The 24,752-nt window shown below is 70.7% G+C and carries 21 protein-coding genes; 13 read left to right on the forward strand and 8 right to left on the reverse strand.

Going from position 1 to position 24,752, the window contains the following annotated elements; all coding sequences use genetic code 11:
* Position 1: 1 nt before the first annotated feature.
* Entirely contained in the window at positions 2-1,048 is a 1,047-nt protein-coding gene (locus KCQ71_RS19215) for an Rv2578c family radical SAM protein (RefSeq protein ID WP_223408919.1), read from the reverse strand.
* A 54-nt stretch (positions 1,049-1,102) separates the two neighbouring features.
* Positions 1,103-1,969, reverse strand: coding sequence for an alpha/beta fold hydrolase (locus KCQ71_RS19220; protein WP_223408921.1), 867 nt, complete (start codon positions 1,967-1,969; stop codon positions 1,103-1,105).
* A 182-nt stretch (positions 1,970-2,151) separates the two neighbouring features.
* On the opposite strand from KCQ71_RS19220, the gene KCQ71_RS19225 reads away from it, so the two are divergent.
* Together KCQ71_RS19225 and KCQ71_RS19230 are read left to right on the forward strand one after the other, a co-directional pair.
* On the forward strand, positions 2,152-3,480 hold the full coding sequence (locus KCQ71_RS19225; protein ID WP_223408923.1) for a hypothetical protein: 1,329 nt from the start codon (positions 2,152-2,154) through the stop codon (positions 3,478-3,480).
* 30 nt (positions 3,481-3,510) lie between these two features.
* Positions 3,511-4,497: an aldo/keto reductase gene (locus tag KCQ71_RS19230; RefSeq protein ID WP_223408925.1), complete on the forward strand. Its 987-nt coding sequence runs from the start codon at positions 3,511-3,513 to the stop codon at positions 4,495-4,497.
* Between the two features lie 52 nt (positions 4,498-4,549).
* Here the strand turns inward: KCQ71_RS19230 and KCQ71_RS19235 are convergent, their stop codons facing one another.
* Both KCQ71_RS19235 and KCQ71_RS19240 read right to left on the reverse strand, forming a co-directional pair.
* Complete coding sequence (locus KCQ71_RS19235; protein ID WP_223408927.1) at positions 4,550-5,578, reverse strand: LLM class flavin-dependent oxidoreductase; 1,029 nt, start codon at positions 5,576-5,578, stop codon at positions 4,550-4,552.
* A gap of 44 nt (positions 5,579-5,622) precedes the next feature.
* A complete protein-coding gene (locus KCQ71_RS19240; protein ID WP_223408929.1) occupies positions 5,623-6,480 on the reverse strand; it encodes a siderophore-interacting protein in 858 nt (285 codons plus the stop codon).
* 81 nt (positions 6,481-6,561) lie between these two features.
* Here KCQ71_RS19240 and KCQ71_RS19245 point away from each other — a divergent pair, with 81 nt between their 5' ends.
* Positions 6,562-7,380: an MBL fold metallo-hydrolase gene (locus tag KCQ71_RS19245; protein ID WP_223408931.1), complete on the forward strand. Its 819-nt coding sequence runs from the start codon at positions 6,562-6,564 to the stop codon at positions 7,378-7,380.
* Between the two features lie 117 nt (positions 7,381-7,497).
* On the opposite strand, the gene KCQ71_RS19250 is transcribed toward KCQ71_RS19245, so the two are convergent.
* Both KCQ71_RS19250 and KCQ71_RS19255 read right to left on the reverse strand, forming a co-directional pair.
* The gene (locus KCQ71_RS19250) at positions 7,498-9,585 is read right to left on the reverse strand and encodes an acyl-CoA dehydrogenase family protein (protein WP_223408933.1); all 2,088 of its coding nucleotides are present in this window, start codon (positions 9,583-9,585) and stop codon (positions 7,498-7,500) included.
* Positions 9,582-10,283, reverse strand: a complete 702-nt coding sequence (locus KCQ71_RS19255; protein WP_223408935.1) for a TetR/AcrR family transcriptional regulator — start codon at positions 10,281-10,283, stop codon at positions 9,582-9,584. Before KCQ71_RS19255 ends, KCQ71_RS19250 begins: the two co-directional genes overlap by 4 nt.
* Positions 10,284-10,445: 162 nt before the next feature.
* Between KCQ71_RS19255 and KCQ71_RS19260 the strand changes: the two genes are divergently transcribed.
* The 3 genes from KCQ71_RS19260 to KCQ71_RS19270 are packed head-to-tail and all read left to right on the forward strand — an operon-like array spanning position 10,446 to position 14,025.
* Entirely contained in the window at positions 10,446-11,762 is a 1,317-nt protein-coding gene (locus tag KCQ71_RS19260) for an acetyl-CoA C-acetyltransferase (RefSeq protein WP_223408937.1), read from the forward strand.
* A complete protein-coding gene (locus KCQ71_RS19265) occupies positions 11,759-13,108 on the forward strand; it encodes a 3-oxoacyl-ACP reductase (RefSeq protein WP_223408940.1) in 1,350 nt (449 codons plus the stop codon). Before KCQ71_RS19260 ends, KCQ71_RS19265 begins: the two co-directional genes overlap by 4 nt.
* Positions 13,105-14,025, forward strand: a complete 921-nt coding sequence (locus KCQ71_RS19270; protein ID WP_223408942.1) for a MaoC/PaaZ C-terminal domain-containing protein — start codon at positions 13,105-13,107, stop codon at positions 14,023-14,025. Before KCQ71_RS19265 ends, KCQ71_RS19270 begins: the two co-directional genes overlap by 4 nt.
* Before the next feature lie 205 nt (positions 14,026-14,230).
* Here the strand turns inward: KCQ71_RS19270 and KCQ71_RS19275 are convergent, their stop codons facing one another.
* Complete coding sequence (locus KCQ71_RS19275; protein WP_223408944.1) at positions 14,231-15,004, reverse strand: sugar phosphate isomerase/epimerase family protein; 774 nt, start codon at positions 15,002-15,004, stop codon at positions 14,231-14,233.
* Between the two features lie 107 nt (positions 15,005-15,111).
* On the opposite strand from KCQ71_RS19275, the gene KCQ71_RS19280 reads away from it, so the two are divergent.
* A complete protein-coding gene (locus tag KCQ71_RS19280; RefSeq protein ID WP_223408946.1) occupies positions 15,112-15,717 on the forward strand; it encodes a HEAT repeat domain-containing protein in 606 nt (201 codons plus the stop codon).
* A gap of 23 nt (positions 15,718-15,740) precedes the next feature.
* On the opposite strand, the gene KCQ71_RS19285 is transcribed toward KCQ71_RS19280, so the two are convergent.
* A complete protein-coding gene (locus KCQ71_RS19285) occupies positions 15,741-16,739 on the reverse strand; it encodes a LacI family DNA-binding transcriptional regulator (RefSeq protein WP_223408948.1) in 999 nt (332 codons plus the stop codon).
* 131 nt (positions 16,740-16,870) lie between these two features.
* Here KCQ71_RS19285 and KCQ71_RS19290 point away from each other — a divergent pair, with 131 nt between their 5' ends.
* From KCQ71_RS19290 to KCQ71_RS19315, 6 genes are all read left to right on the forward strand, one after another.
* The gene (locus tag KCQ71_RS19290) at positions 16,871-17,866 is read left to right on the forward strand and encodes an ABC transporter permease (protein WP_223408950.1); all 996 of its coding nucleotides are present in this window, start codon (positions 16,871-16,873) and stop codon (positions 17,864-17,866) included.
* A complete protein-coding gene (locus KCQ71_RS19295) occupies positions 17,863-18,789 on the forward strand; it encodes a carbohydrate ABC transporter permease (protein WP_223408952.1) in 927 nt (308 codons plus the stop codon). The genes KCQ71_RS19290 and KCQ71_RS19295 overlap by 4 nt, the downstream gene beginning before the upstream one ends.
* Before the next feature lie 63 nt (positions 18,790-18,852).
* A complete protein-coding gene (locus KCQ71_RS19300) occupies positions 18,853-20,472 on the forward strand; it encodes an extracellular solute-binding protein (RefSeq protein ID WP_223408954.1) in 1,620 nt (539 codons plus the stop codon).
* 108 nt (positions 20,473-20,580) lie between these two features.
* Positions 20,581-21,288, forward strand: coding sequence for a polysaccharide deacetylase family protein (locus KCQ71_RS19305; RefSeq protein ID WP_223408956.1), 708 nt, complete (start codon positions 20,581-20,583; stop codon positions 21,286-21,288).
* Between the two features lie 68 nt (positions 21,289-21,356).
* The gene (locus tag KCQ71_RS19310) at positions 21,357-23,270 is read left to right on the forward strand and encodes a heparinase II/III family protein (RefSeq protein ID WP_223408958.1); all 1,914 of its coding nucleotides are present in this window, start codon (positions 21,357-21,359) and stop codon (positions 23,268-23,270) included.
* Positions 23,267-24,739, forward strand: a complete 1,473-nt coding sequence (locus KCQ71_RS19315) for a DUF8769 domain-containing protein (RefSeq protein ID WP_223408960.1) — start codon at positions 23,267-23,269, stop codon at positions 24,737-24,739. Before KCQ71_RS19310 ends, KCQ71_RS19315 begins: the two co-directional genes overlap by 4 nt.
* The last annotated feature ends 13 nt before the right edge of the window (positions 24,740-24,752 follow it).

Below are 24,752 nucleotides of genomic sequence, written 5' to 3' on the forward strand. Positions count from 1 at the left end.
CTCAGAACAGCGCCAGCTGCTCCTGCCCACCGCCGGGCTCAAGCGTCGGGACCGAGGCGGCACCGCCGTCGGGCATGGTCCCGCGCAGCGGGAATTGGCGGTTCTCCCGGGAGACGAACCCGTGCCGCCGCCGGGTGGCGCGAAGCCGCCCGGTGAGCCACTCGCGGTACTCGACGGAGACGTACGACCCGCCGTCGTACAGGGTGCGGTACCGGGGCACGAGCTCGGGGTGGTCGCGGCCGAGCCAGGCTAGGAACCACTCACGGGCACCGGGGCGCAGGTGCAGGGCACCGGCCGTGATCCAGGTGGCGCCGGCCTCGGCGACGGCGCCGAACAGCGCGTCCAGGTGGGCATCGGAGTCGGTCAGCCAGGGCAGGATCGGCATCGCCATCACGGTGCAGTCGAGCCCGGCACCCGTGATGGCGCGGACCAGATCGAGACGGGCCTTCGGGGTCGGGGTGCCGGGCTCGACGCGCTGCTGCAGGTCGGGGTCGACGAACGCCAGGGAGACCCCGAGGCCGACCTCGACCCGCTCGGCGGCGGCGACCAGCAGCGGCAGGTCGCGCTTGAGCAGCGGGCCCTTGGTCAGGACGGAGAACGGGGTGCCGGAACCGGCGAGCGCCTCGATCACGCCGGGCATCAGCCGGTAGCGACCCTCCGCGCGCATGTATGGGTCCGAGTTGGTGCCCAACGCCACGTGCTCACGCTTCCAGGAGGGCCGGGCCAGTTCCTTGCGGAGCACCTCGACGAGGTTCGTCTTGACGATGATCTGGGTGTCGAAGTCGTTGCCGGAGTCCAGGTCGAGGTACTCGTGGGTCTTGCGGGCGAAACAGTAGGTGCACCGGTGCAGGCAACCTCGGGTTGGGTTGATCGTCCACCCGAACGGCATCTCGGAGTTGCCCGGCACCTTGTTCAGGGCGCTGCGGCAGAGCACCTCGTGGAAGGTGACCCCGGCGAACTCGGGCGTGCAGACGCTGCGCACCAGGCCCTTGAGCGGCAGCAGCGCCGTGTCATCGGTGGTCGTGAGTTCCCGCGCTTCCCATCGCATCTCCCCATTCGAACATACATTCGAACGCTGGTCGACGGCATGACACGCGGGCCGTCACGGTTGCGCGGTCAGGACGATCTCGTGGAGGATCTCGCGGACCTGCTCCGGTTGCTCGACCCACGGCAGATGACCGGCGTCGGAGACGATGCGCTTTCGCGGCCGGTGGGCGTAGCCGGCCAGCGCCACGACGTTCTCGGCGGGCCGCGGGTCCGCCGTGCCGTGGACGAACGCGATCGCGCAGCGGGCCGCGGCAGCCCAAGCGATTTGGTCCGCGTCGCCGAAAGCCATCAGGCTCCGGTTCGCGGCGTGGTTGATCTGATGCGGCGCCTCGGCCATCCCCCGCGCCAGGTCGTAGCCGGCGACCGGGTCGGCGTAGTCGCTGGCCCACTGGATCCGGCGCCACTCGGTCTCCTCGGCGCGGGTGCGCTCGCGTCCGTCGAGGGCGGCGAACCGCTCGGCCCAGGGCGCCCGGCGACGCGCCGCCTCGGCCCGCGACGCCGTCCGCCAGTCACCGATGCCGGTGCCGTCGAGGTAGCCCAGGCCCGCCACCCGGTCCGGGTGCGTGCCGGCGTACGCGAGCGCGAGCGTCGCGCCGAACGAGTGCCCCAAGACCACCACCCGCTCATGCCCGAACGCGATCCGCAACTCCTCGAGGTCGGCGACGAACCGCTCCATCGTCAGTTCCTCCGACGCCGAGGAGCGACCGCAGCCGCGCTGGTCGTAACGGTGCACCGTGCTCAGGTCGGCGAGCAGTGCGCCCAGCGGTTCGAGGTAGTCCCACAGCCCGGGGCCGCCGTGCACGAGGATCACGGCGGGGCGGTTGGCGTCCAACTCGGGACCTGGCACGGTCCACGTGGCCAGTTGCGCGCCGTCGGTCAGTTCCACGAACTCCACGACGCGCAGGCTACCCGCCGAGCTCACGCCGGGCGGTACTCCTCGTCGGCGGCGTGCTCGAGCCACACTGTGGTCTGCGCGGACCCGCAGCATCTGGCCGGTCCGGTGCGGTGCGGTTCGGGTCGATGGGACGGCGGAAGGCCCCTAGCCTCGTGCATGGTCGGGCGATGGGCCCGGAACCGACACCCGCGACTCATAGGGGAACCCCGATGGACAGCTTCGACGACCCGATCCTGACCGGCCTGAGCGCGTATCTCGGCGCCGACGCCGCCGAAGCGCTGCTGGACCGGATCAACAACTTCTCGAACCAGCCCAATGCCATCAAGGGCATGGCCAAGTCCGCCGGCGACCCGCCCGCCGAGCGGGCGGCGCTGGCGCTGGTGGAGGACGCCGGGCTCGCCGTGGCCCTGGGCCTGGCCCCGTCCCCCGACGTTGAGATCAGGTACCTGACGTCCCAGCCCCAGGAGTTCTGGGGGTTGTTGACGCTCGCCGCCCGCGTCGACGTCGGCGTCGTGGACCGCGTGGCCGGCCTTCTCGACGACGATGCGAACGTCGCGAGGAAACTTGCCACAATCCGTCGCGCCGCGGCCAAGCATGCGGCCGACCTCGCGAAGCCGTCCGCTCCTGCGGCGCCCGGCCCCGACCTCCCGCAGAAGGTCTCTGAGGTCAAGCGGTGGCTGGCCGCACACCCGGACGTCGACCCCACCGACCTCGCCCTGCATCCGGACCAGAAGGCGGCGGGCCGTAACGCCGCGATCCGTGCCCTTGGCACGATCGCCACCCCGCAGGCGCTGACCGTGCTCGGGCAGTACGCGCAGGAGAGTTATCCCGACGCCGTGCTCGGCGAGCTGCACAAGGCGTGGGGCAACTTCGACCGCCGCGAGTTCGCGGCCACCATGTTCCGCCAGTCGCCGTACACGCTCGACCTCGGCGTGGCCCCCTCGATCGAGGGCATCGGCGCCGTACCCGACCTGACCAGCCTGGACGTGGTCCTCACCGACGGCGCCGACCTGTCTCCGTTGGCCGAGTGCACCGCCCTGCGCACGCTCCGGGTGGGCGCCGAGGGAGCGCCCGGCCTGCTCGGGGTCGAACCGATCCTCGGCCTGCCCGAGCTGACCGAACTGCATCTGACCCGGATCACCCGCAACGCGGACCTGACCCCCCTCGTCGGTCTGGCCGTGCGGCGGATGCGACTCGACCTGGACGGCGCCGATGGCTCGTTCCTGTTACGGATGCCAGGCCTGGAGCGCCTGCGCTTGTCCGGCGGCTCCACCGCGGAGGACCCGACCACCATCACGGACGTCGAGGCACGTCCGGCGCACCCGGACCTGGCCGGCGTCGTCCTCGCACTGGTCCGCAAGGGCGTCCGGGTAGCGGTCTACCGGCATCAGCGCTCCTGGGTCACCGGGCTCATCGATGCGGCCGAGGCCGACCCGGACATCTTCACGGTCGAGCTGAGCGGCACGATCGCCCTCACCAACGACGAGTCGGAACTGGAGCGCATTCGCAAGCGTCTCTTCGCGAACCTGCTGCCCTGAAGGAATCACCCCAACGAGAAGGAAGCCACCATGCACACCCGCACCCTCGGACCGGACCTGCAGGTCTCCGCGATCGGCCTCGGCGCCATGGGCATGTCCCAGAGCTACGGGCCCAACCCCGGCAGCCGCGACGACATGATCGGCGTGCTGCGCGGCGCCGTCGAGCGGGGCGTCACGTTCATCGACACCGCGGAGGTCTACGGCCCCTACGTGAACGAGGAGCTCGTCGGCGAAGCCCTCGAGCCGATCCGCGGCGACGTCGTCATCGCCACCAAGTTCGGCTGGAACATCGTCGACGGCACGTCGTCCGGTGTCGACAGTCGCCCGGAGCAGATCCGCCGGGTCGCCGACGCGTCACTGAAGCGGCTGCGCACCGACGTCATCGACCTCTTCTACCAGCACCGGGTGGACCCGAACGTCCCGATCGAGGACGTCGCGGGCACCGTCGCCGAACTCGTCCAGGCCGGCAAGGTCCGGCACTTCGGCCTCTCCGAGGCGGGGGCCGGCACGATCCGCCGCGCCCACGCCGTGCACCCGGTCACCGCCGTGCAGAGCGAGTACTCACTGTGGACCCGCGACCCCGAGCCCGAGGTGCTGCCCACGCTCGCCGAGCTCGGCATCGGGTTCGTCCCGTTCAGCCCGCTCGGCAAGGGCTTCCTCACCGGCACCGTGGACACATCCACCAGCTTCGCCGAGGGCGACATCCGCAACCGCGTGCCCCGGTTCGAGGCCGGCAACCTGGCCGCGAACGCCGCGATCGTTGACCACGTCCGGACGCTGGCGGCGGCCAAGGGCGTGAGCCCCGGTCAGATCGCGCTGGCATGGCTGCTCGCGAAGCAGCCCTGGATCGTCCCGATCCCGGGCACCCGGCGGATCGCTCGCGTAGAGGAGAACGCCGCCGCGACCGCCGTCGGCCTGTCCGCGGACGAGGTCGCCGATCTCGACGCCCTCACGGACCGCATCCCGGTCAGCGGCAACCGCTACAACGACGCCGGCATGGCCATGGTCGGCATCTGACGGGCGGCACAGGACCGCCGGGCGCGACCTCCACCGCGCCCGGCGGTGACGTTCAGCGCCAGCCCAGCCCGGGTGCGACGTGCGTGAGCACCGACTCCAGGACGTGCGCGTTGTAGTCGACGCCGAGCTGGTTCGGGACCGTCAGCAGCACCGTGTCGGCCGCTGCGATCGCCTCGTCACCCCGGAGCTGCCCGACGAGCGCCTCGGGTTCGTCGGCGTACGAGCGGCCGAACACGGCCCGGGTGCCGTCGATCTGGCTGAACTGATCGGCCCGGTCGCCACTGCCGAGGAAGTAGCTGCGGTCACGGTCGTCAACGATCGGGAAGATCGACCGCGACACCGACACACGCGGTTCGAAGCCGTGGTCGTGCTCGGCCCACTCCGCGCGGTAGGCATCGATCTGTTTGCGCTGCTGCACGTGGAAGGGCTCGCCCGACTCGTCGAACTTGAGCGTCGACGACATCAGGTTCATGCCCTGCTGTGCGGTCCAGCGTGCCGTCGCATCCGAACCCGCACCCCACCAGATGCGCCGCCGCAGGCCCTCGGAGTACGGCTCGATCCGGAGCAGACCGGGCGGGTTCGGGAACATCGGCCGCGGGTTCGGCTCGGCGAACTGCTCGCCGGCGAGCACCGTCAGCGCCAGCTCGGTGTGCCGGCGCGCCATGTCGGCGTCCGTCTCACCCTCGTCGGGCGCGAAGCCGAAGTGGCGCCATCCGTCGACGACCTGCTCCGGTGAACCCCTGGAGATCCCGAGCTGGAGCCGGCCGCCGGCGATGAGATCCGCGGCACCGGCGTCCTCGGCGAAGGTCAGCGGGTTCACGTAGCGCATGTCGATCACGCCGGTGCCGATCTCGATCCGGCTCGTCCTGGCTCCGGCCGCCGCCAGAAGCGGGAACGGCGAGCCGAGCTGCCGAGCGAAGTGGTGCACGCGGAAGTAGGCGCCGTCCGCGCCGAGCTCCTCCGCGGCAACCGTGAGGTCGATGCTCTGCAGCAGCGCGTCAGCGGCGGTCCGGACGGCCGAGGTGGGATGCGGGGTCCAATGCCCGAAGGACAGGAAGCCGACATTCTTGCGGGAGCTCATCGCCAGTCAACCTCGCACCGATCGGCGGTATTCCTCGCCTCCGCTCAGGCGTGCGCCGCCTCCTCGGCGTCCACGGCCGCCTTCCATTCGCGCTTGGCAGCCCGCCACCCCTCGTCGTCCAGGCCTCGGCGCCAGTATCCCGAGATGGACAGGCCCTCGGCCGGCAGGCGCCGCTCGAAGCGGAGGTGCGAGCGAATCTCGCGGACCACGTCCGCGTCCCCGTGCACGAAGGCCTGCACCCGGCCCGGCAGGAACTCCAGCTCCCGCACGGCCTCCACCAGTTCCACCCCCGGTGGGCGCGGCGAGGTCTCCCGGTGGATCCACCGCACCTGCGCCTGAGCGGCCGTCAGCAGGGGCTGCTCCTCGGCCGGGTCGGAGACTTCGATGAACGCGCGCACCGGGACGTCGGTCGGCATCGCCTCCAGGGCGGCCGCGATCGCGGGCAGCGCGCTCTCGTCGCCCATCAACAGGTGCCAGTCCGCCGTGGGATCCGGCGCGTACCCGCCGCCGGGACCTCGGAACTGCACCTGGTCCCCCGGCTCGACCAGGACCGACCACGGCCCGGCGATCCCCTCGTCGCCGTGGACCACGAAGTCCAGGGTCATCCGGCCGGTCTGGGCGTCCCACGCGCGGATCGTATAGGTGCGCAGTACCGGCCACTGCTCGGCGGGAAGGGTCCCCTTGAGCTCGTCCAGGTCGAACGGCTCGCTCACCCCGGAGCCCGGCCGCGGCAGCACCAGTTTCACGTATGCGTCGGTCAACCCACTGAACTCGATCGGCAGCGGCTGCCCCCCGAGGCCGGACAGCACCACCCGCCGCATGTGTGGGGTGACGTTCTCGGCGGAGACCACCTCGGCCCGGATCGCGGACGCTCCGCGGCGGCTCGGCTCAGGCTGGGACATGACCAACTCCTTGACTTTGACTAAGGCCACCCTAACCCGGTCTTGGAGGGCGGGTGGTGGCGCCTGCGTCACACTGATCCGATGGAGCATGCCGCCGACCCGCTGGAACCGGTCGCGGGCATCATCGTGCTCACCTCCCGCACCATGCACACGACCACCACGGTGCTGCACGACGGGCACGACGCCGTCCTCGTCGACCCGGCCTGGCACGCCGACGAACTCGACGCGATCGCCGACCTCCTCGCCGCGCGATCGCTGCGCGTGGTCCTCGGCTGGTCCACCCATGCCCACCACGACCACCTGCTCTGGCACGAGCGTTTCGGAACCGGTCCGCGACTTGCCACGACCGCGGCGGCGAGTTCCGCCGTCGGGCATATCGACGAGGTACGCGCCGCACTGACGGCGGACCTGCGGCCGCTCGCGGGCCAGGTCACGGCGTTCGACGGCGGGGCGTTGCCCTGGGCAGGAGGCGTCGCCGCGGTCGTCGTGCACGATGCGCACGCGCCGGGGCACGGGGCGCTCTGGGTGCCCGGGGTGGACGTCCTGATCGCCGGGGACATGCTCTCCGACCTCGAGATCCCCCTGGCCGGCGAGACTGGGCTCGAGGCGTACGCACGCGGGCTGGACCGGCTCGCGCCGTACGTCGAGAAGGCGGCGGTGCTCATCCCGGGGCACGGGCATCCGGCCCTGGCCGGTACCGCCGACTCCCCCACGGCCCGGCTGCGCGCGGACCGCGCCTACCTGGACGAGCTGGCCGGGCCGGCCGAGGACGGTGGCGACGACGACCCGCGCCTGGCCGCCGGTCCCCCCTGGCTGCGCGAGGAGCACGAGGCCAACCGACGAGCCACCCGGGCGTCACGAGCGGACGTGGGTGGCGCCGGGCCACCGACCACGTCGTGAAGCCCTCGAGTCAATCAGATCAAACTGACTGACTCGAGGGCTTGGCGACTGGGTCGGCGCGCGGGGGCGGAGCGTTTGCTGCCCGGGCGTCGCCGGACCGCGCGATCGGGACCCCGGTCAGGCGTTGACCTTGGTCTTGCGCTCCGCCTTCTCCTTGGCTCGGAGCGCCTTCTCCGTGACGGGCTCGTTGCCGCTCGCCCGCTGCTCACGCTTGTACTCGCGTGCCTCGGCCTGGCGCTCGGCCTCGACGCCCGTCCCGATGGTGGCGCCGATGTGCTTGTCGGTGTAGCCGAACGCCTCCACCAGGTCGCCGGCGTGCACCCGCAGACGGGGTAGCAGGCGGTTGATGTAGGAGGTCACGGTCGCGGCCCGCTGGGTGGAGATCCGGCCGTGGATCAGGTACCAGGAGAGGTTCTTCTCGATGGTCACCAGCCCGAACAGGTCCCGCAGCCAGGTCAGCACCTGGCGGGTGTCCGGGTCCTCGATCCGGGCGAGCGCCTCGGTGAACGCCTCCCACTGCAGCAGCTCGCCGTGGGCGCGGGCCGCCTCGATGAGCTCGTGCTGGTTGTCGTTGAACAGTTCGGCGCCGACCTCGGGCGAGGCACCCTTGGCAGCCCGGAGCGAGGTCGCGATGCCCTCGATCATGGTCTCGACGCGGTCCTCGAGGAGCTCGCGCTGGGCCTCGGGATCGCGGAGCTCACCCGCCGAACGGGCCTTGGAGCCCCAGTCCTGGATGGACTGCGCGGCGCGGCGCAACGGGGTGCGGTGCAGGGTCATGTCCACCGCCCGGTCGGCCACGTATCGCACCGCTCCCGCGACATCCATCTTCGCCATGGACCGGCCGTAGTCGGTGAGCAGGCGCTTGCCGACGAGCTGCAGCAGCACCGTGTTGTCGCCCTCGAACGTGGTGTACACGTCCATGTCCTGGTGCAGGCCGACCAGCTTGTTCTCGGCCATGTACCCGGCGCCACCGGAGGCCTCGCGAGCGGTCTGGATGGTCTCCATCGCGAGCCAGGTGCTCAGCGGCTTCGACGCGGCGGCGAGGGTCTCGAGGTCCTGTCGGTCGGAGTCGGTGTCGAACTCCCCGGAGAACACCTCGTGGAAGCGTTGCAGCAGCTGGTTGTGGGTGAACTGGGCCGCGTAGGTGCGGGCCAGCAGCGGCAGCAGCCGGCGCTGGTGCTGCTGGTAGTCCATGATCACGGTCTCGACCGTGTCATCGGCGCCGGTGAACTGGCGGCGCTCGTTGCCGTACCGGATCGCCGTGGCCAGTGCCATCTTGGACACCGCCACGGAGGACCCGCCGAGCGAGACCCGGCCCTGGACGAGCGTGCCGAGCATAGTGAAGAACCGGCGTCCGGGGCTGTCGATCGGCGAGGAGTACTCGCCCTCGGGCGTGACGTCCCCGTACCTGTTCATCAGGTTGGTCCGCGGGATCCGCACGTTCTCGAACGCGAGCCGGCCGTTGTCGACGCCGTTCAGGCCACCCTTGAGGCCGTCGTCCTCGCCCTGCACGCCGGGCAGGAAGTCCCCGGTGGTGCCATCCTCATTCGTGGCCCGGATCGGGGTGTAGAAGGCGTGCACGCCGTGGTTCACGCCGCCGGTGATCAGCTGCGCGAACACCACCGCGGCGGTGCCGTGCTCGCCGGCGTTGCCGATGTAGTCCTTCCACGCCCCGCGGAACGGGGTGTTGATGACGAACTCCTCGGTCTGCGGGTCGTACGTCGCGGTCGTCGCGAGCTCGGCGACGTCGGAGCCGTGGCCGATCTCGGTCATCGCGAAGCAGCCGGGCACGGTCAGGTCCATGGCGCCGGGCAGGAACGTGTCGTGGTGGTGGTCGGTGCCCAGGTGCAGGATCGCCGCCGCGAACAGGCCCCACTGGACGCCGCCCTTGATCTGCAGGGACGGGTCCCCGACCACGAGCTCCTCGAAGCCGGCGATGTTGCCGCCCGGGTCGTCCGAGCCGCCCAGTCGCGCCGGGAACGCCCGCTGCACCAGTCCGTGCTCCACCAGGAGCTTGGCCTGCTCGAGGACCCGTGCGCGGTGCTCACGGTAGGGCTGACCCTCGATCTTGCGGAACCGCTCGTCCAGCATCCACTCGCGCATCTCGCGGCGGATATGGGCCCAGCGGCCGTCCACCAGATCGGCGACGACCGCGGTGTCGAACTGCAGACGCGCGGGGGTGGTGGGCTTGGCGGTGCTGCTCATGCTTCCTCCGTTGGAACTGTCGAGATCCGGGTGATGCCGGGCAGCGGGGCGCTCGCCCCGGCCCAGAGCCAGTTGCTGATGAGGACCACGAGGCGGTCCGGGTCCAAGCGGTCCGCGGGGTCCAGAGCGAGCCAGGACTCGGCCGACCCCCGTACGAACCCGACCACGCCGGCCGCCCAGGCGTCGGCCAGGCGCGGGTCGGACGTGGATCCGGTCAGCACCTCTCGCAGGGGCGCCGCGACGTAGTCGGTGAGGGTGGTCAGGAAGTCGGAGACGTCCGCGTCCGGGCCGGGGGCACCGTCACCTGACCGGGTCACGAACCGGTAGACGTTCGTCGACTGCGCCAGGGTGCCGACGTAGATCCCGACCATCGCGCGGAGCCGGTCCTGTGGGCTGCCGGCGCCGTGCGCGGCCTCCTCGAACGCACCGGACATCTCCGCCAGGACCATGGCCCCGACGGCGGACCGGAGGCCGGCCTTGTCCGTGAAATAGCGGTAGACGATCGACTTCGAGGTGCCCATCTGGGCGGCCATCTCATCCATCGACAGCTCGGCGCCGCCGTGGTGCACGGCCCGGCGCGCGGCGTGGCACAACTCGGCCCGGCGCTCGGCACGGTGGGTGTCCCATCGGCGCGAGCGGCCGTCCGCATCGGAGCCCTGCGGCTCCGCCGGTGTGGTGATGACTGTTGCCCTACTCACGTACTGACAGTATCAGGTACTGTTGGTAGTAGGCACGTGTCGATGCGGGAACCGCACCTGACACGCCGGGCTCCGGATGCGCTCCGGCGCCTGATCAGGCCACGATCAGAGCACGACCACGACCATCAGTTCCGAGTCGCAACGATCAGAACGAGGAGTTCCATGCCCAGCAATTCCAGCCCCCGCCGCGCCGCGGTGATCGGGTCCAACCGCATCCCCTTCGGGAAGGCCGGTGGCGCGTACGCCAATGCCACCAACCTGGACATGCTCGGCGCCGCCCTCTCCGGACTGGTGGCCCGGTTCCAGCTGCAGGGCGAGCGGCTGGGGGACGTGGCCGGCGGCGCGGTGCTCAAGCACTCCCGCGACTTCAACATGACCCGCGAGGCCGTCCTGGGGTCGGCACTGTCCCCGCAGACCCCGGCGTTCGACGTCCAGCGCGCCTGCGGCACGAGCCTCGAGACCGTGACCGCGATCGCGAACAAGATCGCCCTCGGCCAGATCGACTCCGGGATCGCCGCCGGTGTGGACTCCACCTCGGACGCTCCGATCGTGGTCAGCGACCGGCTCCGCCGCACCCTCATCAAGCTCTCCCGCGCCAAGACCCTCCCGGACCGACTGAAGCTGGTCGCGAGCATCCGGCCCGGAGACCTGGCTCCCGTGGCCCCGGACGTCGCCGAGCCCCGCACCGGGCTGTCGATGGGTGAGCACCAGGCGCTCACCACGCTGAAGTGGAAGATCACCCGCGAGGCCCAGGACGAGATCGCTCTGGCGTCCCACAAGAACCTTGCGCAGGCCTACGAGGACGGTCTCTTCGACGACCTGATCACGCCCTACCGCGGCCTCGTCCGGGACGAGTCGCTGCGCTCGGACACCTCCGCGGAGAAGCTCGCGAAGCTCAAGCCCGTGTTCGGCAAGGGCCTCGGTGAGGGCGTCGCCACGATGACGGCGGGCAACTCCACGCCGCTGTCCGACGGCGCCGCGACCGTTCTGCTCGGCACGGACGAGTGGGCCGCCGAGCGCGGGCTGCCGGTGCTCGCGCACGTGGTCGACGCCGAGGCCGCCGCGGTCGACTTCGTCCGCGGCGAGGAGGGCCTGCTGATGGGCGGCGCCTACGCCGTGCCGCGGCTGCTGCACCGCAACAAGCTGGTTCTCGCCGACTTCGACTTCATCGAGATCCACGAGGCGTTCGCCTCCACCGTGCTCACCACCACGGCCGCGTGGGCGGACGAGAAGTTCATGGTCTCCAAGGTCGGCCTCCCCCCGCTCGGCAGGCTCAACCCGGCCGTGCTCAACGTGGCCGGTTCCTCGCTGGCCGCCGGGCACCCGTTCGGCGCCACCGGTGCCCGGATCGTCGGCACCCTGGCCACCCTGCTGTCACGGGCGAAGCAGTCCCGGCCGGACGGCGGACCGGTGCGCGGACTCATCTCCGTCTGTGCCGCCGGTGGCCAGGCCGTTGCGATGATCCTGGAAGCAGCATGAGCGACGCCTACCTCGAGCTCGTGAACTCGGGCGTCACGAAGACGCTCGCGAAGAAGCTCGGACTGCCGCGCCCGGCACACCTGCGGCGCACCGACCCGGCCGCCGTCGACACCCCGCTCATCCCGGGCCGGGCGCTGGTCATCGGCGAGGGCCCGGACACGGACGCGATCGCCCGTACGCTGCTCGGCTGGGACCTGGACGTGCACCGCAACGTCCCGGACTCCCCGGTCGGCGCCGTCGTCGTGGTCCTGACCGACCTGACCCGCCCCGAGCAGGCCTCTCAGCGGGTCCTCGCGCTCGGGTCGGTGCTGCGCTCGCTCGCCCCCGGGGGCCGTGTGGTCACCGTCTCCCGGGCGGCCGGCCCGGACGACGAGCCGGCCGTCGCGGCAGTGCGCACCGGGGTGGACGGTCTGCTCCGCTCGATCGCGAAGGAACTGCGCGCCGGTGCGACCGGCAACGGCATCGTGCTGGGCGATCAGATCAGTCCCGACGCGCCGTCCGCCGTCGGGGCCCTGCGGTTCCTGTTGTCCGCCCGCTCGGCGTTCGTGGACGGCCAGTTCGTCCACGTGAACACCGCCGACGGCGTCGCACCGGCGGACTGGACGCGTCCGCTCCAGGGGCGGGTCGCCGTCGTGACGGGAGCCGCGCGCGGCATCGGCGCGGAGATCGCGCGAGTACTGCACCGGGACGGCGCGCAGGTACTCGGCGTCGACGTGCCGGCGGCCGGGGAGTCGCTGGCCACGGTGATGAACCAGGTCGGCGGCATCGCGCTGCAGCTCGACATCACCTCGGGCGACGCCGCCGCGCGCATCATCGAGCGGGCCAGGTCCCGGTACGGCAGGATCGACATCGTGGTGCACAACGCCGGGATCACGCGGGACAAGCTCCTCGCGAACATGAAGCCGGACCACTGGGACTCGGTCATCGCCGTGAACGTCGAGGCGCAGCTGCGCATGAACGAGGCGTTCCTGGCCGCCGACGGACTGAGCCCGGACGGGCTGCGGCTCGTCTCGCTCGCGTCCACGTCGGGGATCGCCGGCAACCGCGGTCAGACGAACTATGGGTTCTCCAAGGCCGCCGTGATCGGGATGACCCGCGCCTTGGCGCCACGTCTCGCCGACGGCGCGGGCACCGCGAACGCCGTCGCGCCGGGCTTCATCGAGACCGAGATGACGGCGCGGATCCCCGCGCTCACCCGCCAGGTCGCCCGCCGGCTGAACTCGCTGCAGCAGGGCGGGCAACCAGTGGACGTCGCCGAGACGATCGCGTTCCTGGCGTCGCCGCAGGCCGGTGGCATCAACGGCGAGGTACTGCGGGTGTGCGGGCAGAACCTGGTGGGCCAGTGAGCGCCCGCCGCGAGCAGATCCTGCCCGAGGTTCCCTCGCTCACCTCGCTGTACGGGCAGGCGGTGGCCAGGTCCGCCCGCCTGATGGTGCGCCGGCCCGGCCCGATCGTGGCCCGACTGCCCGAGATCGCCTACCGGGTCGACGACGTTCGGGTCGACCAGTCCCAGCTGGCCGCCTACCAGCACCTGCTCGGTGAAGCCGGCACGGACACCCTGCCCGCCGGCTACGTGCACGTGCTCGGGTTCCCGGTCGCCATGGCCGTGATGGCCCGGGAGGACTTCCCGCTGCCGCTGATGGGCATGGTGCACGTGGCCAACCACGTCGAGCAGCGTCATCCGGTCCACGCCCAGGACGTCCTGACGGTCCGGGCGTGGGCCCAGAACCTGCGCGCGCACCGCTCGGGGACGCAGGTGGACCTGGTCACCGAGGTCGGCCAGGCCGACGGCCTGGACGTGCTCTGGCGCGGGGTGTCCACCTACCTGGCCAAGGGCAAGCCGCTCAAGGGGCTCGCGCTCGTCGAGGCGGCCGACGGGTCACGGCCCGCGGGCGGGCGGGATCCCGAGGCGCCGTTGCCTGCCGTGACGGCGAACTGGAAGCTCGGCGCGTCCACCGGGCGCCGCTACGCGGACGTGTCCGGAGACAGGAACCCGATCCACCTCACCAGCCTCAGTGCGAAGCTGTTCGGTTTCTCCAAGGCCATCGCGCACGGGATGTACACGGCATCACGCGCACTGGCAGCCGTCGGCCCCGCCCGCGGGGACACCTTCGCGTGGGACGTGGAGTTCGCCAAGCCTGTCCTCCTCCCGGGTCAGGTGGCCCTGAACCTGACCCCGACCGAGGGCGGCACCGACTACCTCGGTTGGGACCCGCGCAGCGGCAAGGTGCATTTCTCCGGGTCGGTGCGGCCGCTGCCCTGACCCCGCATCCACGCCCGGACGGACGCGCCCTCCCAGCGATCCGAGAGATCGGACCTTGGGATGGTGAACACGTTCCTGCCGCTGATCCTGCCGAAGTTCCTCGCCACCGATGCGTTGGCAGATTGCGGAAGCCGAAGGCCGCACCTGCTCGCTGCAACTCAGCGGCGACAGGTGCGGCCTCGACGGTCTGCTGGGCGCAGCGGGCTCAGGCCGCCGCGTCGAGCGCGCGCAGATGGGCGAGGGAGTCCCGGAGCTCCGGCTCGAGGTCGGTGAAGTGGCACTCCACGCTCACCGGCCCCGCGTAACCACCCTCACGGAGCGCCGCCAGGAACTCAGGCAACGGCCAGTTCCCCTGCCCGGGCGGGATGCGGCCCGAGTCGGCGATGTGGGCGTGCCCGATCCGTGCGCCCTGGTCCCGCACGACGTCGAGACTCTCCCCGGCGGTCATGACGTGGAACAGGTCCGCCACCACCTGGACGCCCGTGATGCCGAACTCGTCCAGGAACGCCACGGCCTCGGCGATCGAGTTGATCATGTTGGTCTCGCCGGTGTGCAGGGGCTCGAGCAGCACCCGCAGGTCGTGCCGGGCGGCCACGTCCCGCGCCCGGGTTAGCACCCGCGCGAGCAGCGCACGACCCTGCGCCTCGTCCACGCCGTCGGGCAGCGTCCGGGCCCGACCGCTGCCGAACACGATCTTGGCACCGGGCTGGGCCGCCGAGCCAACGATCGCCATCGCCGACTCCAGATATGCGTCGATGCGCTCGGTCGGGAAACTCGGATCCGCCAACTGCAGTTCTCCGGGAAACAGGATCGCGAACGACGGGCTCGGAGCCCCGTCGTAGTGCGGGGAGCGCATCCACCCCCCGTCCTGGCTCGGGACCACGAGATTGCCCACGATCGTCGGCTCCACGTAGTCCACGCCGGCCGACCAGGCGGCACCGACGCCGTCGGTCCCCACGATCACTCCGAAATCGGTCACTGCATGCTCCTCAGGATTCCCATGTCCCGATCCTTGCCGATCCGGCGGGTGGGCGCGGCACCGACGCGCGGGCTTGCCCGGGATGCGAGCCATGTCAGGCTGGATGGATGAGTCAGGCGAGCGACGACGGCCCCGACGACCCGAGCGCCCATCCCAGTGTCTGGGTTGCCCAGGCCGAGCGTGAGTTCGGCACTTCCGAGGTGCTCGACTGGTGCACCGACCTGCTCGCCGGCGCCGACCCGTTGACCAGCCGCCATTCGCTCGCGTGGATCGGCGGCCGGCCCGGGTCCGCACTGCCGGGCGACCTCACCGGTGCCCGCGGCGCGATGTTCGAGCACTGGTCGCGCGTGTGGGCGGCCCGGGCGATGCAGTACTGCTGGGCGGAGGGCACACCGGCTGCCGACGGCGCCGCCGCGGCTCTGGTGGGCGCCCTCACCGATCCCGCGTGGCGGGTCCGGGAGATGGCCGCGAAGGTAGTCGGGCTGCGTGAGGTCGGCGCCGGCGCGGACCGACTCGCCGCTCTCCTGGACGACGGCGTCCCCCGGGTCCGCGCGGCCGCCGCCACTTCTCTGGGGGCCGTGGGCGAGCACGAGCACATGGGCCGGCTTGCCGATGTGACACGTTCCGACCCGGACCGCGCGGTACGCGCAGCGTCCGTTCGAGCACGGTCCGCGATCGCGGACCGGGTGGACCTTCCGTCGGACGAGTACTGACACCTCCAGCGCGCGCTGCCGCCTCAGGGGTGCGGCGGCGGTCCGGTGGTGCCGCGCAGGGCTATCCGGGTGAGCGTGCTCGCAGGAGGCTTCGGTTCGGCCTCGCCACGGATCGCGGCGATCAGCCGCCGCATGGCATGACGCCCCGCGCTCTCCCGATCGACGACCACGGTGGATAGCGGCGGTGTCGCGTAGCGCATCAGCAGCATGTCGTCCCAGCCCGTCACGCTGAGCCTGCCCGGCACATCCCAGCCACGTTGCGCGGCCGCGGACAGCACGCCGGCCGCGATGCGATCGCTCGCGGCCACGACGGCGGTGACCGGCGAGTCGACGGCAAGGGTCGCGATCGCCGCGATCCCCGTCTCGGGGTGCCAGTCGCCATCGGGCTCGCCGTGCGAGGTCAACCCCAGCTCGTCGATCGCGGTCAGGTATCCCCGCAACCGCAGCTGGGCGGAGTTCCAGTCCAGCGGCCCGGCGGCGTGCAGGAAGTGACGGTGACCCAGATCGGCCAGAGCGTGCACGAGCGACGCCATCGTGTCGACGTCACCGGCGACAGCCTCGACCGCACGCATCCGCTGGTCGTACTCGCCGGTGTCGATCACGGCACCGCTGCGGTTGGTCGAGGCGATGATCGGCGCCACCGAGAGCACCCCCTCGACCTGGCCGCTGTCCAGCAGGTCGCGTGCTCGTGCGCTCAGCGCCGCGGAACTCTCGTCGACGCCGATGATGATCTCGACGCGGAAGCCGCTGGCGCGGGCCTCCTCGACGGCGGCTGCGACGGTCCGCTCCGGCCCCGTCATCGTGGGTAGCACGATCGCCACCACGCCGGAGCGTCTGGTGCGCATGGAGCGGGCAGTGAGATTCGGCCGGTACCCGAGCTCCGCGACCGCGCCCTCGACGACCTTGCGGGTCTGCGGGCGAAGAGTGGGGTCGTCGCGCAGGAAGCGCGACACCGTCTGGTGGGACACGCCGGCGAGTTTGGCGACCTCTCGGATCGTCGGGCGTCGTCGCGATTGGCTCATGCGGCCACTGTAGTTGACGCAGAGTGATCGATCACTTAAAGTCCGAGTGATCGATCACTTAGGCCCGAAGGAGCGCCAGAGTTGGCATATTCACCACGCTCACGCACCCGCGCCACACAGCGGCGCGTCTCATGACGGCGACGCGCGAGACGCGCACGTCGGCCCCTGCACCCATCCCGGAACCAGGCGGAAGCAGCAAGCCCGAGCGTCGCGAGAGCCAGGGCTTCTGGGCGCGACTGCGCCGCGACCATCCGGTGCTGCTCCTGGCCCTGCCGGGCATCGCCGTGGTGATCGTGTTCCAGTACGTGGCGCTGGGCGGCAATGTCATCGCGTTCCAGGACTACCAGCCCTACCTCGGCATCGGTCGGAGCCTGTGGGTCGGGTTCGAGAACTTCGCGATCCTGTTCTCCGGCGATCCGGAGTTCCTGCGCGCCCTGAGCAACACGCTCTACATCACGCTGCTGCAGACGATCTTCGTGTTCCCGGCCCCGATCATCCTGGCGCTGCTGCTCAACAGCCTGGTCTCCAACAAGGTCAAGCAGGCCGTGCAGTCCGTGCTCTACCTCCCGCACTTCCTGTCCTGGGTCATCGTCGTGGCCGTGTTCCAGCAGATGCTCGGCGGCGCAGGGATGATCAACAACTTCCTGCGCAGCCACGGCTGGGACACGGTCGACATCATCGGCAACCCGGACGCCTTCTACGCGCTCATCACCTCACAGGTGATCTGGAAGGACACCGGTTGGGCCACGATCCTGTTCCTCGCGGTCCTCTCGCAGATCGACCGGTCGCTGTACGAGGCGTCGGCGATGGACGGCGCCACCAGGTGGCGCCAGATCTGGCACGTCACGTTGCCCGGGATGAAGCCGATCATCGTGCTGCTGCTGATCCTCAAGCTCGGCGACTCGCTGTCGGTCGGCTTCGAGCAACTGCTCCTGCAGCAACAGGCTGTCGGCAGAGACGTCTCGGAAGTCCTCGACACCTACGTCTACAACAACGGTGTGATCGGCGGCGCCTGGGGTGTCTCCGCCGCCGTCGGGCTCGTCAAAGGGCTGGTCGGTCTCGTGCTGGTCCTGGTGGCCAACAAGATCGCCCACGTCCTCGGCGAGGAAGGGGTGTATCGCGCATGAGCACCACCGTGGCACCGCGCCGGCGCAAGGCCGGCACCGGAACCCTGATCGACGGCGTCCCGCGCCCCGGCCGCGTCGAGAACGTCGTCAAGACGATCGTGCTGACGATCGCCTGCGCTCTGGTGATCCTGCCGTTCGTCGGCATCATCTCGACGAGCCTCGCGCCGGCCGAACAGGTCAACACGGCCGGTGGCTTCGTGCTCCTTCCCGAAGGCATCGACCTCACCGCGTACGCCTCGATCCTGACCGGGGGCGTCGTCACCCGGGCCCTGCTCATCAGCGCCGGCGTCACCGCCGTCGGCACCGTGCTGAGCCTGACCCTGACGGCGATGCTCGGCTGGGCGCTGTCACGCCGTCAGACGATCGGCAACCGGCAGCTGCTGCTGCTCGTCCTGGTCAGCCTGCTCTTCAACCCGGGCATCATCCCCAGCTACCTGGTCGTGCAGCAGCTCGGCATGCTCGACACGCTCTGGGCCATCATCGTTCCGACGTCCGTGTCGGCCTTCAACGTGATCGTGGTGCGCGCCTTCTTCGTGGGGCTACCCCAGGAGGTCATGGACAGCGCGCGCATCGACGGCGCGGGTGAATGGAAGCTGTTCTGGTACATGGGGCTGCCGCTGGCACGCCCGGTGCTCGCCGTCGTCGGACTGTTCTACGGGGTCGGCTACTGGAATGCGTTCTTCAACGCGATGCTCTACCTCAGCGACTCCGCGCTGTGGCCGCTACAACTGGTGCTCCGCACCTACGTGGTCGACGGCACCCAACTCGGAGCCCAGGACCTCGGCGCCGAGATGTCGCTGCCACCGCAGACGACGATCCAGATGGCGATCCTCGTCATCTCGATCATCCCCATCCTCATCGTCTACCCCTTCCTGCAACGGCACTTCGCCAAGGGCATGCTCACCGGCGCCGTCAAGGGCTGAGCCGGCCCACCGCCGCACCCGTCCGCACCGCTGCGGACGTGACCACGACAAAGGAGTAACCACATGTCAGAGATCCGGATCGCACGGCGGCAGCTGCTGCAGAGCACGCTCGCCCTAGGTGGCCTCGCCGCGCTCGGTGGCCTCGCCGCGGGCTGCAGCAACGAGGGCCGCGGTGACGCCGGCTCGCAGGCCGAGAACAGCGCGGTCGCGCTGCCCACCTATATCCCCTATGCCGGGTTCACCGCAGATCTGCCGGGTGAGAACGGGGTCAGCGACACCATGTTGACCTACCCGGCCGACCCACAGCCGCTCACCGACGGCCCTCCCGGTGACGGGCAGGACGTCTCCGCGTTCGCGCTCACCAACAACCCGGTGCCGCCCGCCATGGACCAGAACGCCTTCTGGCAGGAGCTGAACGAGCGGCTCGGGTTCACGCTCTCGGTCTCCCTGGTCCCCAGTGGCGACTACACCGACCGGTTCCAGACCACGGTCGCCGGCGACCGACTCCCTGATCTGTTCACGTTCTGGCCGAAGGGCATCCCCGGTCTGCCGTCGCTCCTGCGGGAACGCGCCGCGGACCTCACAGACCTGCTCAGCGGAGACGCGATCGAGAAGTACCCGTTCCTCGCCAGCATCCCCACCGAGAGCTGGAAGTCGAGTGTCTACGGCGGGCGCATCTACGGCATCCCGATCGCACGTGGCGCGCAGAGCAGCGTGGTGCTCTACGGGCGGTACGACCTGCTCGAGGAGCAGGGCATCGACCCGGCCGCCCAGTCCTGGGACGACCTGTACAGCATGTTCGCCGAACTGAGCTCCACGAACACGTGGGCACTCGCGAACGTCCCGCTGCAGATCATCCGGCAGTCCTTCGGCGTGCCCAACGGGTGGTCGGTGGACGGCGACACCTGGGTCAGCGCGTACGAGGACGAGCGGCAGCTCGACGTCCTCGAGGCGGGTCGCAAGCTCGTCGCCGACTCTCTGGTGCACCCGGACACGACGTCCGCGGACAACCAGCAGCGGCAGGCCTGGACGATCGCGGGCACCACCCGGTTCGTCGAGGACACCTTCAGCGCGTGGCCGGCGTTCGCGAACCTGTCCGGCGACCAGGACGTGGATCTCAACGTCATCCTGCCGCCGCTGGCCGAGGGCGGTGGCATGGCCCCGATCTGGCGGGCCGCTCCGACGCACAACCTCACCGGGATCAGCCTGAAGTCGGCGGACCGCGCCGAGGCGCTGCTGGATGTGCTCAACTACCTCGCGGCTCCGTTCGGCAGCTCTGAGCACTTGTTCAAGAACTACGGTCTGGAGGGTGTGCACCACACTCTCGTCGACGGCGACCCGGTGCTCAACGACAAGGGTAAGAGCGAGACCCAGCTCGCCCTGAGGTACCTCGCCGAAGGGCCGTGGGTGACCTACATGCCTGGGCGGCCCGACATCGCGCAGTCGCTCTACGACGTGCAGACCGAGGCAGTCCCGACGGCGATCGCCAACCCCTCGTCCACTCTGTTCAGTGAGACCGAGTCACGCAAGGGCCCACAGATCGGCAGTGCGCTCTCCGACCTTGAGGTCGACATCCTGCAGGGTCGCAAACCCGTCTCGGCATGGACCGACGCCGTGGCGACCTGGAAACAGGACGGCGGCGACGCCATGCGGGACGAGTTCGCCGCGGCCGCCGAAGGCTGACCGCCGTAGCCGGCCGACGCGGACCCGTCCGGGCCGTGCCGGCCGGTGCGCGGTCGGGACCCGTCGAACCAGGCGCTCAGAGCCGGTCCAGGAGACTCGAGGAGGACGATGACGCAGCCCCAGCTGCTGATGACCTTTGACGACTGCACGGTCGATCACTGGTTCGCTCACCGCGGCGTATTCGACGACGCCTCGGCGCGGGTCACGTTCTTCGTCTCCCACGTCGACCGGCTCACCGATGACGAGACCGACAAGTTGCAGGCACTTCAGCGCGATGGTCACACGATCGCTAGTCACGGCCTGCGCCATCTGGATGGCCCGCACTACGTCGCTCAGCATGGTCTCGCGGCCTATCTCGAGCATGAGATCGAACCGTCGACCGCCGCGCTCGCGGAGCGCGGGCTGGGCCATCGCGATTTCGCCTACCCATACGGCCGGCACGACCGGGCGACCGACGATGCCCTGACGGCACGGTTCTCCTGGGTGCGGACGACGTCAGTCAGGCACCTCGACGGACGCGCCACCCAGGTGCTCGTCGACCTCGACGGCCGGACGCGGGTCCTGCCCTCCCGCGGCATCGACGTGGGACGGCGCGGTGTCGCAAACCTCGACGACCGGGCCACGCTGCTCGCCGTCCTTGACGAGTCGGCACGCACCGGAGCGGGCGTGTGCCTGTACGCGCACGACATCGCCGACTCTCATCAGGGACTGGCCGAGGGTCGAAACTTCATCACGCCCGATCGGTTGCGCGAGGTGCTGACCGCGGCGCAGGAACGGGGGCTTGCGGCCGAGGGGTTTGAGGGGTTGCCCGACTGACACCTGGCAGAAGGACCGGAGCGGCGCTCCGCTGGACCGATTGACACGAACACCGACAGAAGGAATGCATGCTTCACGATGAGCGGGCGGCAGCCCCAGCGATGGCAGCGAGCGTCGTCCCGGACTGGGAGCAGGTACGCAGCCGCGTCGTCGAGCCCGGTTGGGCCGCAGACGTCCTCGAGGCGGTGCGCGAGGACTTCGAGTACTGGCAGCCGCACCTGCGGCTGCCGGGACCGGACCAGGTCAGTGCGTGGACGCACCACTACTTCTGCGACGACGACGGTGAGCCGCTCCGCTTCGACCCCGCCGGCCCGGACGAGCACGTGTGCCCCGTATGTGGGCGGGCCTATCGCGGGGAACCCTGGGACGGCGCGTGGCGAACCCGGATGCACAACATGGCCGCGGCCCAGTCGCAACGGGCGGCGCTGCTCGCGCGGCTGGATCACGACGAAGGTCGTCGACGCATCGCCGCCGACGCCCTCGCCGAGATCGTGGACCGCTACGCGAGCGACTACAACTCCTACGCGCTGCACGGCGTCAACGTCGGGCAAGGGCGAGTGCTGCCTCAGAACCTGGACGAGGCGGTGTGGACGATCGGGCTGTTGCGCTCGGTCCGGTGGGCGGGGCCGCTGCTCGCAGAATCGACACGGGCGGCGGCCCGGCGGCTTGCCGGTGAGGTCGCTGCCGTGCTGACACCCCAGCTCGGGATGATCCACAACATCCACTGCTGGCTCGTCGCGGCGCTGGCCGAGTGTGCGGTCGCCATCGGCGACGAGGAGTTGCTCAGCACCGTGACCGAGGGACCCTTCGGCGCCCGGAGCCAGATCCTCGAAGGCATCCACCCGGAGGGCCTGTGGTTCGAGGTGAACCCGCACTACCACTTCTACGCGGTCAACGCTCTGCTGTCCTTCGTGGAGGTCGCCGGGCCGGGCGCGCTCGCGGACGAGCACGCCGAGCGGCTCCTTCGCGCCGTGCAAGCGCCGGCGAGACTGGCCTACTCCGACGGGCGTGTGCCTGCCTACGGCGATGGCTGGCCGGACAGCTTCCTCGGCGACTTCGCCCAGACCGCCGAGGTCGCTTCCATGCTGCTGCCGGGAGCGAGTGCGCACCTCGCGTCGTCGTACCTGGGCGATGCGCCGGCGGCCGTCGAACTGTGGTTCGGAGCCGGTCGCGTGTCCGGCCCGGCGCCCGAGCGCGCCGGCCGTTACAGCGTCGGGGCGCTCGTCTTCGGCGCGGACTCGTTGCCTGGCACCGACGACGGCGTGACGCCGGCCTCGTTCGTCTGGCGTGGGCCGGGCATCGGGGTGCTGGGGAGTCCGCTGGCTCGGCTGGCGATGCGGTTCGGTCCGGATGCGGGCTGGCACGACCACCATGACAAGCTGGCGGTGGACGTGGAGTGTGGCCGGTGGCGCAGCCTGGACCTCGGAACCAGTGGGTACGGAGCGGACATCACGGTGTGGATGCGCTCGCAGGCTGCACATAACCTGCTCATCGTCGGCGACCGGCCGCAGCCCCGACACGACGGGCTGCTCGTCCATGCCGACGACCGGTCGCTGGTTGCGCAGTCCAGCTGGAACGGCGCCGAGGTCCGCCGCAGCCTGCACCTGACAGCGTCGGGCTGGACCGACGAGATGCAGGTCGCGGGCATCCCGGGAACGGCGCTGGAGTGGCTGTTCCACGGCGACGGCACGATCGTCGCTCCGGCCGGCCCGGCGATCGACCTCCCAGCCGACGACCTCGGGCACGGCTGGCTCACGGACGTCCGGTCGTTGACGGTGTCGGATGGCATCGTGACCGTGACGTGGGACCACCCAGATGCACCGACCCTGCAGATCGCGCTGCCGCCGGGATGGACGGCACTGCGTGCCAGCGCGCCCGCCAACCCGACGGGGCTACCGCTCGGGGTCATCGCCGTACGGGGCGTCACGGAGGGCACGACGACCTTGCGCGCGGCCTTCACGCGGGAAGTGCCGCACGCATGAGCAGCCCGGCGGGCGAGAGCGGACTCGCGGCTGCCTCGATGGCGGTCCTGGACCAGTGGTGGGATCCCGGCATCGACCTGCTCGTCGATCCGGCCTGGTCGCCGACCGAGCGGCGGGCTCGGGTGCGCGAGACCTGCTGGTACGCGCTCGGGCTGCTCGCTCGTGGCGGTTCCGAGGACACCGTGCGTGCTGTGCGCGCGATCGATGCCGTGCTGGACCACCAGCTGGATCAACCGGGAACGCCCTGGCACGGCACCTGGTTGCGGTGGCCCGACGAGCCGACGCCCGTCGAAGGTGCGCGAGCGTTCCGCGACTACGACCCGAACTGGCGGGAGTTCATCGGCTGCACCCTCGTGCAACTCCTCGTCGAGAGAGAGCACCATCTCCCTGCCGAGCTCGTCGCGAGGATGGAGCACGCGCTCGATCTGGCCGTGGCGGGCACGCTCGCGCGCGGCGTGGACCCGCGCTACTCGAACATCGCGCTCATGGCCGGATTCCTGATGCACGCCGTCGGACGCCGCCGGCGGGATCGCGAGTGCGACGCGCATGGCCTCGAGCTGATGGGGCAGGTGCTCGAGGCGTTCCAGGCTCGCGGTGCGTTCGAGGAGTACAACTCGCCGACCTACTACGGCATCGATCTCTACGCGCTTGCCCTCTGGCGCCGCTACGGGGGCGACACGAGCACGGTTCAGCGAGCAGGCGCCGTCGAGCTCGCGCTCTGGCGCGACGTCGCCGACCACTACCACGCAGGACTGCGCAACCTGGCCGGGCCGTACGACCGTTCCTACGGGATGGACCTGGACGCCTACGCCAGTGGGACCGGGTTGTGGCTGTGGCAGGCACTGGGCCGTGGCGACGCGCCGTTCCCGGACATCAGTGGCCCGTTCGAGCACTTCTGGGATCTCGCGCTCGCTCCTTCGGTGGCCGTGCTCGGTGTCCCCGACCTGCCGTCGCAGGTGCGCGCGGCGCTGCGGTCCTTCCCCGGTCCACGCACTCTCGTGCAGCCGATCGACGGACGTCGCGTCGCGTCGACCGTGCTCGACGTCAACGTGATGGTCGGCGCCGAGCATCTCGGCGGCGACCGAGGGGGCCTCGGCGACCAGTTCCATCCGTTGACGGCACACTGGCGCCTCGGCACCGGCGTGGGCTGGCTCCGGCTGGTCAGCGAGCTCACGATCGACGTCGCCGCGTCATCTGCCGGGCGCGACACCGCCGAGGTCCGGCTGCGGTGGCCGGCTGGTGGCTCCTTCGCGTTCCAGGTCCGAGTGGACGGGCTCGACGGCGGATCGGTGACGGCGCAGCGGTGGTGGCTGCCCGGGCTGGCGGTCGCCGTCACCGGCACCGCCGCGCTGGAGCGCGTCGAGTCCGCCCCGGACGGAACGTGGTGGCTGCACTATCGGACGCCGTCGGATGCCGACGGCGGAGCCGGCCTGATGCTGCAATGGTCCCGCCAGGGCGAGGCCCGTTGAACCGTCTGCGCGC

Origin of the sequence: Occultella gossypii (assembly GCF_019947135.1) — a bacterium.
Classification (GTDB): Bacteria; Actinomycetota; Actinomycetes; order Actinomycetales; family Beutenbergiaceae; genus Occultella; species Occultella gossypii.

Bases quoted from the DNA above. Each gene is read 5' to 3' on its own strand.
- KCQ71_RS19215 (WP_223408919.1), bottom strand. From the start codon at position 1,048: ATGCGATGGGAAGCGCGGGAACTCACGACCACCGATGACACGGCGCTG.
- KCQ71_RS19225 (WP_223408923.1), top strand. From the start codon at position 2,152: ATGGACAGCTTCGACGACCCGATCCTGACCGGCCTGAGCGCGTATCTC.
- KCQ71_RS19230 (WP_223408925.1), top strand. From the start codon at position 3,511: ATGCACACCCGCACCCTCGGACCGGACCTGCAGGTCTCCGCGATCGGC.
- KCQ71_RS19235 (WP_223408927.1), bottom strand. From the start codon at position 5,578: ATGAGCTCCCGCAAGAATGTCGGCTTCCTGTCCTTCGGGCATTGGACC.
- KCQ71_RS19240 (WP_223408929.1), bottom strand. From the start codon at position 6,480: ATGTCCCAGCCTGAGCCGAGCCGCCGCGGAGCGTCCGCGATCCGGGCC.
- KCQ71_RS19245 (WP_223408931.1), top strand. From the start codon at position 6,562: ATGGAGCATGCCGCCGACCCGCTGGAACCGGTCGCGGGCATCATCGTG.
- KCQ71_RS19250 (WP_223408933.1), bottom strand. From the start codon at position 9,585: ATGAGCAGCACCGCCAAGCCCACCACCCCCGCGCGTCTGCAGTTCGAC.
- KCQ71_RS19260 (WP_223408937.1), top strand. From the start codon at position 10,446: ATGCCCAGCAATTCCAGCCCCCGCCGCGCCGCGGTGATCGGGTCCAAC.
- KCQ71_RS19265 (WP_223408940.1), top strand. From the start codon at position 11,759: ATGAGCGACGCCTACCTCGAGCTCGTGAACTCGGGCGTCACGAAGACG.
- KCQ71_RS19280 (WP_223408946.1), top strand. From the start codon at position 15,112: ATGAGTCAGGCGAGCGACGACGGCCCCGACGACCCGAGCGCCCATCCC.
- KCQ71_RS19285 (WP_223408948.1), bottom strand. From the start codon at position 16,739: ATGAGCCAATCGCGACGACGCCCGACGATCCGAGAGGTCGCCAAACTC.
- KCQ71_RS19290 (WP_223408950.1), top strand. From the start codon at position 16,871: ATGACGGCGACGCGCGAGACGCGCACGTCGGCCCCTGCACCCATCCCG.
- KCQ71_RS19295 (WP_223408952.1), top strand. From the start codon at position 17,863: ATGAGCACCACCGTGGCACCGCGCCGGCGCAAGGCCGGCACCGGAACC.
- KCQ71_RS19300 (WP_223408954.1), top strand. From the start codon at position 18,853: ATGTCAGAGATCCGGATCGCACGGCGGCAGCTGCTGCAGAGCACGCTC.
- KCQ71_RS19305 (WP_223408956.1), top strand. From the start codon at position 20,581: ATGACGCAGCCCCAGCTGCTGATGACCTTTGACGACTGCACGGTCGAT.
- KCQ71_RS19310 (WP_223408958.1), top strand. From the start codon at position 21,357: ATGCTTCACGATGAGCGGGCGGCAGCCCCAGCGATGGCAGCGAGCGTC.
- KCQ71_RS19315 (WP_223408960.1), top strand. From the start codon at position 23,267: ATGAGCAGCCCGGCGGGCGAGAGCGGACTCGCGGCTGCCTCGATGGCG.